This window comes from Paraburkholderia sediminicola (assembly GCF_046026855.1).
GTDB classification, from domain to species: Bacteria; Pseudomonadota; Gammaproteobacteria; order Burkholderiales; family Burkholderiaceae; genus Paraburkholderia; species Paraburkholderia sediminicola_A.
Window position 1 is genome coordinate 57022 of record NZ_JAQQET010000046.1, and the last position, 11591, is coordinate 68612.

General features: G+C 60.1%; 7 protein-coding genes and 1 pseudogene. 3 read left to right on the top strand and 5 right to left on the bottom strand.

Annotation, left to right across the window (positions count from 1 at the left end; all coding sequences use genetic code 11):
* Positions 1-69: 69 nt before the first annotated feature.
* Entirely contained in the window at positions 70-1515 is a 1446-nt protein-coding gene (locus tag PQR40_RS35315; protein WP_408392337.1) for a purine-cytosine permease family protein, read from the bottom strand.
* A gap of 604 nt (positions 1516-2119) precedes the next feature.
* On the opposite strand from PQR40_RS35315, the gene PQR40_RS35320 reads away from it, so the two are divergent.
* Both PQR40_RS35320 and PQR40_RS35325 read left to right on the top strand, forming a co-directional pair.
* Entirely contained in the window at positions 2120-3475 is a 1356-nt protein-coding gene (locus tag PQR40_RS35320) for a sigma-54 dependent transcriptional regulator (RefSeq protein WP_408239608.1), read from the top strand.
* 382 nt (positions 3476-3857) lie between these two features.
* On the top strand, positions 3858-4832 hold the full coding sequence (locus tag PQR40_RS35325) for a hypothetical protein (RefSeq protein WP_408510920.1): 975 nt from the start codon (positions 3858-3860) through the stop codon (positions 4830-4832).
* A 96-nt stretch (positions 4833-4928) separates the two neighbouring features.
* Here the strand turns inward: PQR40_RS35325 and PQR40_RS35330 are convergent, their stop codons facing one another.
* From PQR40_RS35330 to PQR40_RS35345, 4 genes and pseudogenes are all read right to left on the bottom strand, one after another.
* Positions 4929-6014: a TIGR03118 family protein gene (locus PQR40_RS35330; RefSeq protein WP_408336576.1), complete on the bottom strand. Its 1086-nt coding sequence runs from the start codon at positions 6012-6014 to the stop codon at positions 4929-4931.
* 121 nt (positions 6015-6135) lie between these two features.
* Positions 6136-6576: pseudogene (locus tag PQR40_RS35335) on the bottom strand (aminotransferase-like domain-containing protein); the annotation flags it as partial.
* A 161-nt stretch (positions 6577-6737) separates the two neighbouring features.
* A complete protein-coding gene (locus tag PQR40_RS35340) occupies positions 6738-7505 on the bottom strand; it encodes a YkgJ family cysteine cluster protein (protein ID WP_408336579.1) in 768 nt (255 codons plus the stop codon).
* A 93-nt stretch (positions 7506-7598) separates the two neighbouring features.
* A complete protein-coding gene (locus tag PQR40_RS35345; protein WP_408510921.1) occupies positions 7599-8510 on the bottom strand; it encodes a patatin-like phospholipase family protein in 912 nt (303 codons plus the stop codon).
* 760 nt (positions 8511-9270) lie between these two features.
* Here PQR40_RS35345 and PQR40_RS35350 point away from each other — a divergent pair.
* Positions 9271-11445: a M1 family metallopeptidase gene (locus tag PQR40_RS35350; RefSeq protein ID WP_408336582.1), complete on the top strand. Its 2175-nt coding sequence runs from the start codon at positions 9271-9273 to the stop codon at positions 11443-11445.
* Positions 11446-11591: the final 146 nt, after the last annotated feature.

The following is an 11591-nucleotide window of genomic DNA, read 5'->3' on the forward strand; positions in this document are numbered from 1 at the left end:
TCAACAGGCGAGCGCGGCGGCGCAACGGTGAATTCAGGGGATGCGCGGCGCGGAATGCGCCGCGCCGGCTTACTTCGAGACTAGCTCGGCAGCGCGTGCGGCCTCGGCAGGCAGGATCAGATGGGCGGGCGCGTGGTGTGCGGTGCGGCGTGCCGCGATGAAATACAGTACGGCAGGCACGATCAGCCCGACGATCCAGGATATGTCGGTGCCGTCGAGCCTATCGACGAGCGGGCCGGTATAAAACGCGCTGGAAATGAACGGCAACTGGACAAGCACCCCGAACACATAGACAAGGATGCCGGTCACATTCCAGCGGCCGTAACGGCCGTTCGGATCGTAGAGCGCCGGGACGTCGTAGCGGTCACGGGTAATGAAGTAGTAGTCGACGAGATTGATCGCGCTCCACGGCGTAAAGAAGGCCAGCAGGAACAGGATGAACGACGAGAACTCCTTCAGGAAAGCATGGCGCCCGGCCAGCGCGAGCCACATCGCGAGGCCGACCATGCCGAGGATGTAGAAGAGTCTGCTGCGCTGTGAGAGGCTCCGGTCGCCGCGAAAGCCGCTGATCACGGTGGCGATCGACATCACGCTGCCGTACGCATTCAGCGTGGTGATGGTGATCTTGCCGAAGGCGATCGCGATGTAGAGCAGTACGGCAATCGTGCCCGTTGCGCCCAGGCCGACCACGAATGACACCTCGTGGCCCGAGAACTGTTTGCCGGCGAGCGCCGCGGCGAACACGCCGAACACCATCGAGACCTGCGCGCCGATTACCGCGCCGAGCGCAATGGCCCAGAACGTTTTGCGCGGCGACGTGGAGCGCGGCAGATAGCGCGAATAGTCGGCCACGTAGGGGCCGAATGCGATTTGCCACGAAGCCGACAGCGACATGGACAGCAGGAAGCTGCTGAGCGTGAAATGACGATTCGCGAGCAGCGCCGGGATATCGTGGCCGATCAGCAGTTGCGCGAACATGTAGACGAAGGCAATCACGCCGACCACGCTGGCGATCCGCCCCACGACGTGAATCACGCGATAGCCGATCACCGTGAAGATCACGATGACCGCGGTGAACACGACGATCCCGACTGCGTCGCTTACGTTCAGCAGTTGCGCGACGGCCTGACCCGCCAGTACCGAACCGCTTGCGGAGAAGCCCACATACATGAGGCATACCAGCACAATCGGAATCACCGCGCCATATACGCCGAACTGCACTCGGCTCGAGATCATTTGTGGCAGGCCGAGTTGCGGGCCTTGCGCGCCATGCAGCGCCATCACACCGCCGCCGATGATCTGGCCGATCAGCAAACCGATCAGCGACCAGAACACGTCGCCACCCAGTACTACGGCGAGCGCCCCGGTGACGATGGCGGTAATTTGCAGATTGGCGGCGAGCCACAGTGTGAACTGGCTGAAGAGGCCGCCGTGACGTTCGTTGTCGGGAATGTAGTCGATGGTGCGACGCTCGGCGATGACGCGAGCTTGCGTGCCGCCTTGGGATGCAGACATGGAAATCCTCTTACCGTGGCACGCATGGTTCGCGTGCCGCCAACGCTGGACAGTCGACCGGGCGAAGTCTCCCGGGTCTTCCGATCGCCGACGCCGGACGGCGGCTAACGACCAGGAGAGACTTTATGTGATTAAAAATGTCTAGACAAGTTAACTTTTTGATCGTTTACCCGAAATGTCGTGTCGTTTCATATTTGGTCAAAAACATTTACCAAGCTTACTGTTTGTGGGCATCTTTCATTTTCATGATGATTTTTGCCAAATTGATTCGACCGGATTTATTTGGTCAATTTGGCTAGACAAGATGTCGAATGACTATGCCCGAGTCGAATATCAAATTTGGTCAGGGCTGATCGCGGCGGTCCTTCAGCCACGTATGATCGAGGAGCGTGAAAGCACCCGTTTTTTTCCGCATGCCAGCGGTCGCTGTGCTGTCGACTCGCCAGAACCCGATGTACCATGAAATGGCAGCGCCCCGTACGCGCCTGATTCGCGAGGACAGGCATCCGCGTTCACGGACAACAAGAACAACGCAGCAACGAGGGCCCTGAGTGCAATACGTCTCAGGGAAGGCTCTGCGGAACAATAAAAAACAATGCAAAAAATGAAGGCCATTACGCGGCGTGTTATCTACTTCACGCGCGATCCTTCGCCAGCGCTACTGGCGAGCTTTGAGGAGCGCGACTGGGCAGTTGAAGTCATCGGTTCGGTTCACGACGTGCGGCAAGCTGTGCATGACGGCTCGCTGGCGGCCGGGCTGGTCGATTTGTCGAGCGTGTTCGACTCCCGCGACATCGCCGCGCTGGAAGCCTGCCTTGCGATGCCGAACATCGGATGGGTGGCGATAACGGCGGCACCCGAACTCGATGACGCCGCTGTGCGCAGGCTGGTGCGTGACTATTGCTTCGATTACGTGACGCTCCCCGCCGCGAACGCCAGGATTGTCGATACGGTAGGCCATGCATGCGGCATGATCTCGCTGGGCGAGCCCGTATTCGTCGATACGTCCACGGCTGAAGGCGAGATGATCGGCACGTGCGATGCAATGCTCGCGTTATTCCGTTCGATCCGCAAAGTCGCGGCAAACGACGCGCCTGTCTTCGTCTCCGGTGAATCCGGCACAGGCAAGGAACTGACAGCGGCGGCGATTCACGCCCATTCGCCGCGTCGTAACCAGCCGTTCGTCGCCATCAACTGTGGTGCGATTCCGCCGCATCTGCTGCAGTCAGAACTGTTCGGCTATGAGCGCGGCGCTTTCACTGGCGCGAATCAACGCAAAATAGGGCGCGTCGAAGCCGCTCACGGCGGCACCGTGTTTCTCGATGAAATCGGCGATCTGCCGTTCGAGAGTCAGTCGGGCCTGTTGCGTTTTCTGCAGGAGAACACCATTGATCGCCTGGGCGGCAATGGTTCGATCGACGTCGACGTGCGCATCATCTCCGCCACTCACGTCGATATGGAGGCCGCAATTGAAGACGGGCGCTTCCGTGCTGACCTGTATCACCGCTTGTGCGTACTGCGAATCGACGAGCCGCCGCTTCGCGCGCGCGGCAAGGACATCGAACTGCTCGCGCTGTACACGCTGGACCGCTACAGGAAAGACGCGAGCCGCCGGCTGTACGGTTTTTCGCCCGACGCGATCGCAGCGCTGCATCAGTACGACTGGCCCGGCAACGTGCGGGAACTGATCAATCGGGTTCGTCGCGCCATTGTGATGTCGGAGGGGCGCACGATTACCGCGGACGATCTCGAACTGTCGGGTTACGTCGCGATCACGCCGGTGACGCTCGCGCAAGCACGCGAGACAGCGGAGCGGCAGGCGATCGAACTCGCGCTGCTGCGCCATCGCGGGCGGCCCGGCGACGCCGCGCGCGAACTCAGCATTTCACGCGCGACGCTGTACCGTTTGCTCAGCACGCACGGCATGCGATATGGGGAAGACAACGCGGCCGAAAGTTGACGCAAGGATCGTGTGCGGCACTCAGGTAACTTGTTCCCTCAACTGTCAAAAAGCCCGTTGTTGTCGCGTACTTTCGACCGGCCGAAAGCGGATTGACGGCACCCGCGTTGTGTCTCGCTGGCTTTTGGCGGAAAGGCAACGCACGGACGTGAAACGATAGGTCATACCTGATCCCTGCGCCCCGGTTCATCCGACTCCATCGCCGCAGATCAGCCCACCCGGCTCGAGCGTGACGCCATGAAGGCGCGAGCCGCGGCACGACGGCTGCGCACCTTGCGCGGGCTTCTGGCTTGCCCCACAAAAGGACATGTGGATCGATCCGCGAACGATAACGGCAGCGCTGGAAAAAGCGAACCGTCTCTCACGCCTGGTGAGGAGCAACGTGAATCTTTTTCCTTGCACGCTGGTTTATGTGGATGTCGATGCGAGTCCGGGTCCCAACTCGACGAATCGCGATCCGCTGTCGTATGTGAGTCAGGCGATCTGCCTGAACAACAGCTTGCGGCAGGTCGGCATGCCGACGCTGACCATCATGACCAACGCACCGGCGCTGGTCGCGCAACGTCTCGATAGCATGAAGACGGAGCACCGGCCCGCGCTGGTGACGTTGAATGCAACGATCGAGTTGCCGAAGAACACGCCGTTCTACGCCGCGCATTTCAAGCTGGATCTGATGGATCAGATGGCCGATTCGCTGCCCACTGACACGATGCTGTTGCTGCTCGACGCCGACATGGTCGCGTTGCTTCCGCTCGAGCCCAATCTGATCGAGCGCTGTGCTGAAGCCGGGATTGGTGCGTTCGATATTTCGGATCAGGTATTTCCGCCGTACGGCAGCGAACAGGTCGTTGCGGATCTGGAAATCGTGGCGGGCAAGCGGCTCAGAAATCCGCGCTGGTATGGCGGCGAGTTTCTTCTGGCGACGCCCGCCGCATTGCGCCGCCTGGTGCCGCGTGCACGCGCCAGTTACGCGCGCTATATCAGCGAAAGCGGGCGCGTGAAGCATCACGGCGACGAAGCGTTTATTTCCGCGGCGCTCAATGCGCTGGTCGATGAAGGGCAGGGGCTGATCGAGGTCGGCGCTTATCAGGCGGTTGGCCGTCATTGGCCCGGCAATAATTATCGGGACATGCGCTGGTTTCGCTGCTGCTCGTTCGTTCATTTGCCGGGCGGCAAGGCGTTGCTCGAAAAGGAGGCGCGTTTTGCCGAATTTGCGCCGGATCGTTTCTGGCGCCGTATGCGTGTGGCGCATCTGCGTGGCCGCGTGCGTCACGCGGTGAAACGCATCGCCCGGTTGCTGAGTGTGGAACGCCTCGCCACGTGGTCTGCTTACGCGGTGCGCAGCGTGAAGAGTTAGGCGTTCATGCCGCGGCTCATGGCAAGTGCGAAGCCGCGCGGCGTGGTGGCACAGCGCGAGCGTTCGTCGCTTCGCCGCCAACGCACGCCTCGCCGTTCACATTTTCACGTCGATGCGGCCGTACACCCCGTCTGCTTCGCTATTAGGCCCCGCAGCAAAAAACAGTGTGTTGACCGGCTGATTATCGAGCCCATTGCCGAACGCGATACCCCAAAGCCCCGGTTGTACGAACGTGGTTCCATTCGACAGATTGACGGTACCGAGGAATTGCCCGCTCGCCGGATCGAAAGCGTTTATCGTGCCGTCGCCGAAATTGCCGATCAAGATGTCGCCGCTGAAGCGGCCGAAGTTTCCCGGCGCCTGCGCGATGCCCCACGGTGCGTTCAGCGGACCCGCTGAGGCAAAGTGCTGTAATAGATTGCCGGCCGTATCGAATACGTCGACGAAACCCAACCCGGAGCCGTCGAGATTGTCATGCGCGACTGCGTTCTGTTTGGCGTAGGTCACGAAGAGCTTTGTGCCGATCGCCTGAATGCCGAACGGCGCAAAGCCTGCCGGCAGCGTTGCGTCCTGAAACTTGCCGGGCATCGCGACTTTCGCGAAGTTCTTGTCGAACACGTCTATCTTGTTGTTGTGGAAGTCAGTGGCATAGAGAAAGTTCGCCGTGCCATTGCTGGCGAGTGCGAGCCCCTTGTAGACCGCGCCACCACTACCGTCGTCGAACATGACGATCGCGGTGGTGGGCGCGACCGCCGGTGCCCATGCGGTAATCGTGCCACCTTCACCGGAAAAGATAAAAGCGCCCACGCCGCTCTTGCCACCTTGGGTGACCGTGAAATCCGTCGTGCCATTGAACACAATGCCGGTCGGATTCGCCGGGCCGCTGATTCCATTCGACATGCTGACGATCAGGGATTGCGGCACGCCGTTGCCATCGTAGAGCGTGGCGACCGAGGTCCCGTTATCGGCGACCCAGACGAAGCCCTTTGGATTGAACGCGATGCCCCATCCGTTTTTCAGATTCGCGTCGGTGTGCGGCGCGGCGACCGCGCCGTCGGAGACCAGCGCGGTCGCGGTGAACGACTGCGCGCTGATCGACCCCGAACCTCCTCCGCACGCCACGAGACCCGTCAACGCCACGCCGCCCACGACGACGCTCAATACCTTAAGCACAGACTTCATGACCGCACCTCTCTCATGGCCGATGGCCGTTGCGGTTATTGAACGTGCGGGGTGGCGGGTTTATTCCTTCGGCGCTTGAACAATTTAATTTGATCTGAGGCGGTTCCCTGGGGGCCCTCTTTCAGATTGTCCCGAACAGTGCCCGAGGGCGATCCTTCAAGGTACCGGTCAACAGCCGTAACGCACTCACGAGCTGAGCGCGGCTCGTCGCGCACGCGAGGTTGATCCGTACACCGTGCTCGATCTCCGACCGGTCCACGGCAAACGCCGACGACGGCATCACCACCACGCCGCGCGCCTTCGCATTTGCCGCAAAGTCGTCGGCCCGCCACGGCGGCGGCAGCTTGAGCCACACGAACATGCATGCCGGATCGGTCTGCAGCAATTCCTGTGGTAACAACTCGCGCGCCAGATCCTGTCGCGCGCGAAATTCGGCAAGCTGCGAGTCCATGATGTGACGCGCGGTGCCGTCCTCAATCCAGATCGACGCGATCAGCATCGACATCGGCGCGGGCATCCATGCGGTGGTGCGCACCGCCTCCGCACAAAGCGCGGAACTGTCCGGCGCGTGCCCAGGCGGGACCTTGCGGCGGCTGGCACTCCTGCAATTGCGGGTAACGCGGATCACGCGGCAATTCCGCCAGCGTGCGCGCGAGGCAGTTCAGGAATTCGCCGGTGGCGGGCCGGTTGATTCTCTGCGAGCAGCCGCCGGGGGGTTTACGTCTATGAAGGCGGGAAAAACCCGTGATAACGGGAATTGCCGGTTGCGCCAGTCTCAGCGAGATGGCCGGTTGCGCCCACCGACAGAAGCGTTTCAACTGTGGCGGCGCGATTCGAAACGAATGTCCACTGTGGGGCAGTCTCCTGCGATCCGGAGGTCGCGTGAATCTGGCGCAGCGCAGTCAGCAGCGCTTCGCTATCCGGCGAATACATGACAAAGCCTTCGTTCGCGAGCGCAGCATCGTTCAATCCCAGATCGAGGCATACCTGCATACGCAGCGGCGCCTCGAGCTGGTTCGCGCGACGCGACTGCCCAACCAGTTCGACGGTCGTCGCATCGACCAGCACTCCCTGCCTCTGCAGCGGCTTGCCCTGCCACGCATCTGAAGGACATCCCTTGTTTTCCGGCACTAACTCGACGAACGGATTGATTTCGGCGGGATAGATCCGGCACACCAGCGGTCGTTGTTCATAGATACCGCAGCGCATGTCGGCGTGCAGATTGGGACATGCGCCACCGAATGCCGCGGCGAGAACGACCGAGACGCGGACCGGCAGGCTTCCGCTCATTGCCGGTGACGAGCGAGCCCGTTTGTATTCAGCTTGAGCATTGCCGGGCTCGGGTTCGACCGGCCACGGTATGGCCTCGCAGATGAGTTCCATCTGGCCGCCGCGCTCCAGCCACGCGATCGCCTCGGCAACCGTCAACGCCAGGCGCAAGTCGTGGCAGCATTTGCCGCATGCGGTACATCCGAAATCGATGTCATCCACCCTGATTTCCTATTCAAAAATGTCAGCGTTGTTGTTAGTCGAAGCAGATCCGAAGTTCTGACAGGGATCCGTAAAAAAGTGGGGCGCCGGGCTTCATTGTGCCGTATGCGAATACTCGCGCAATTCGCCTGCAATGAAAGCGTGTCCGAGACCGCCGTCATCGAGCCACGCACGTGTTGTCTCTGCGGCAAGGGCGATCAGGCGAGCGCATTGCGTGTAGTCGTAAGGTGAAATGTTGAGCGGACAAACCGGGGGCGCCACGAAGAGTTCAGCGCGGGTGGCGTAGAACTCCAGATCGCGAACCAGCTGGCGTGCAATGACGAGCGTGAGCGCGTGCGTGGCCTGAGCGATCGCGCTGGTAGGCGGCACATCGAGCGGACAGGCGAAAACCGCGGGCAGAACGATAATTCGGGTCGCGCCAAGCGCGATTGCAACCGATATCGGCGTGTTATCGGCCACGCCGCCATCGACGAGGTCCCTGCCGTCGATTCGTACGGACGGAAACACGCCGGGAATCGCCGCGCTAGCCAATACGGCATCGACCACCGGGCCGGACGATATGACGACTTCGTTACCCGAAAGCAAATCGGTAGCGACAATGTGCAAGGGCAACGCCGCTTGCTCCACGCGCGCAAATGACAGGTTCTTTTCGAGCAGAATACGCAGCGCCGTCGCCTCCACGAGATGCGTGCGGCGCCCCAGCACCATGTCGAGCAGCCCGAACATCGAGAACGGCATGATGTCCTGACGGCGTACCCGGCACCACAACGCCTCGAGCATGGCCACACCGTCACGCGTCGGATTTCCCGCGAAATAGGCGGCATTAATCGCGCCCGCGGATGCGCCGACGACGAAATCAGGACGCTCGCCTCGATTGACCAGTTCCCGCAGCATGCCGACTTCTATCGCACCCAGACTGCCGCCGGCGGAAAACACGAAGGCGGTGAGCGGGGCGCGCAGCGGCTCGGCCTGGAGATTGGATCGTGTGGAATCAGTCGATGACATGTCGGCCTCCCTTTCACACTCTACGCCTTACCGGCGCAGCAGGCGTGGCCTGGACACTGCGCCGGTTCCAGATCGGGCGGGGCGAGTATTTCAGGGCGTGGTCGTTCTATACGCGGCTCAGCGCGATGCCAATTTGGGGTTATTTCATTCGATAGCGACTCACAGCGCGGCATTGCAGTGAATGGCTGAGTCATTGCGTGTTTATTTTCTTTGGCGAACTCACTGGCTAGTTAATTTTATAAGCACGTTCACTATCGTCATATGGCATATCACATTCCGCACTGCAATAAAATAAAATTTCTCGTAGAGATGTGCGCCCGTTCCGCTTTTAGAGTATTAACTCTGTCAATTACTTTATGCATTCGATATGCATACATGGTTGCTAGATCAAGAAAGATTGTGAAAGGAAGTTGACACGAGAACGTTTGCCAATCTAGGCTACGCACTGTCGCTAAAAACTGATCTCATTCCTGTCCACCTGCATGGAGATGCAGGTAAGCCGCTGCTTTGCCCATCGATCAGGCGATAGCGTGGAAACGAATGACGATGGCTCACGCTGTCGTTGAAATGAAAGAATTGTAATTATTTATCTGTGTAATTCTAAAATCAGCCACAAGTGCTGAGGTAGTAACACGTCCATATATTCTCGCTAGCAATCCGGCGCTAGTGCGGGAGACCTTTTTCGCTGAAAAGAAGAGAAACACAGCTTAAGTACTCAACGCACTTTCTTTATGCCGATTTTGTCAGCCGAGGATTAACAATGCGTATAAATTTCCGATTACAGATACAGTGCCTGGCGTTAGCCGGAATAATGGTTCTGGCTGGCTGCGGCGGTTCAGACGGCTCGGCATCACTCTCGAGCAAGTCCGCCCAGACGCCCGCGGCGGCCTCCGAAGTGGCGCTCGCGCCGCCCACGGCGCCGATCGTTGCGGACACATCGATCAACAAGAGCGTGCCGCCGGTCGAGTTACCCGACACGGTCACGCCGATCAACTACAAGCTGTGGTTCCGGCCGAACCCGGCACTCTCCTCATTCGACGGCCGCGCGGACGTCCAGATCAAGGTGCTGAAGGCTGTCAATGCGATCACGATCGCGGGGCACCGCGTCAAATTCACGAACGGCACGATCACGCTGCAGCCGGGCAACATTCAGTTGATCGCCACGCCGCAAGACGACGGCGATTTCTACCAGCTTCGGCCGGTGAGCGGGCAGATCGCCGCCGGCAACTACTCGCTGCACATGGAGTGGAGCGGCATTATCAACTTCAAGACCTATGACGATCCGGTCGCCAAAACCGGCGGCAGTTGCGGCGACGATCCCTATCCGGGTTGCTCCGCGGCGGAGGGCGTATTCCGCGTCGATCTGAAGTCGACCGATGGCACGACGAGCGGCGCAATTCTCACGCAAGGTGAATCGAACCTCGCGCGGCAATGGTTCCCTGGCTGGGACGAGCCGGCTTTCCGGCCCACCTATGAGGTGAGCGCGGAAGTCCCGCAGAACTGGAACGTCGTGTCGAACGCCGCGGAGAAGCCCGCCGTGAACGTGGATAGCGGCTACAAGCTGGTGTCGTTCGAAAAGACGCCGCCGATGCCTTCGTATCTGCTCTTCTTCGGCGGCGGCCAGTTCGACATTCTCGAAGACGACTTCTCGAGCCCGCTGCCCGACGGCAAAGGTCTGCATCTGCGCATTTTCACGCCGCCTGGCATGCGTGACTGGGCGAAACCGGCCATGCAGCAGACCAAGCAGGCGCTCGATTACTACTATCGCTACACCGGCATTCCATTACCGCTCACCAAGTTCGACACGATCGCCGCGAACGACGCGTTCAAGGAGCAAAAGGACCTGAACTTCGGCGGGATGGAAAACTGGGGTGCGATTCTCGAATTCGCCGACGACATTCTGCCGGCGCCGGGCACGACCATGTCCGACTATGGCGTGACGGTTCTGACGCATGAAGCCGCGCACCAATGGTTCGGCGATCTGGTCACGCTCGACTGGTGGGACGATGTGTGGCTGAACGAATCGTTCGCCACGTTCTTCGAAAACAAGACCAAGGTGCGCTTTTTCCCGGACCGCTTCAGTTGGGTCGACGACGTGAAGAACAAGTACGCGGTGATCAACGCCGATCTGAAATCCACAGCGTTCCCGGTGCAGCCGAACTTTAACGGCTGGGCTTCGAACGACTTCGTGCTGAGCGCAAGCGCCTTTACATACGACAAGGGCGGCCATGTGCTGAAGATGCTGGAGAACTATCTCGGCGAGGAGGTGTTGCGCAAGGGGCTGCAGTCGTATCTGGCTGACTATTCGCTCGGTAACGGCACGCCGAAGCGTTTGTGGGACGAACTGGCCAAGGCAAGCGGTGAGCCGATGGTCGCGATTGGCGACAGTTTCGTGCGGCAAACCGGCGTACCTTTGCTTTCGCTCGACACCCAGTGCGATCTGACGACCAATCAGACCGTGGTCACGCTGAAGCAGTCGCCATTTCCGAACCAGAACCAGTATCCCGGCACGCAATGGACCATTCCGTTGACGCTCGCCTACGGCGACGGACTGACATCGCGCAAGACGATTGCGATGAAAGACGCGCAAACGCAGGTGCGCCTGAACGGTTGCTCCGCTGTGCTTGCGGATCCGAGCGGTCTCGACTACTACGTGACGAACTACAGCAACAACGCGTGGAGTCAGTTGCTGGCGCAGGGTAACGCGCTGAAGGATCCGGTATTGCTGACCAGTCTGCAACTCGAGGCCAAGCTGCTGGTGAAGAACGGTCTGGCGGATCCGTCGCGTGCTACCAGTATCGGTTCGCTGAGCCCAACTGCCGCGCCGCTTGCACGTCAGATGTTGATGACCGCGCCGACGACACAATCACTGCGTCCGACGATCCGGTATCAAGGCAAGTTCAAGCTGAAGCCGCAAGCGCAGCAGGCGCAATAAGCCCGGTAAGCCAGATCGACGGCATCGAGCCGTACCGAGCCGTCGTAAAGGGCAGAGCCGTGGGCCCCCGCCCCCCCGCGGGGGGGGCCCCCCCCCCCACAACAAAAACAAAAAAAAAAAAAAAAAAAACAAAAAAAAAAAAAAAA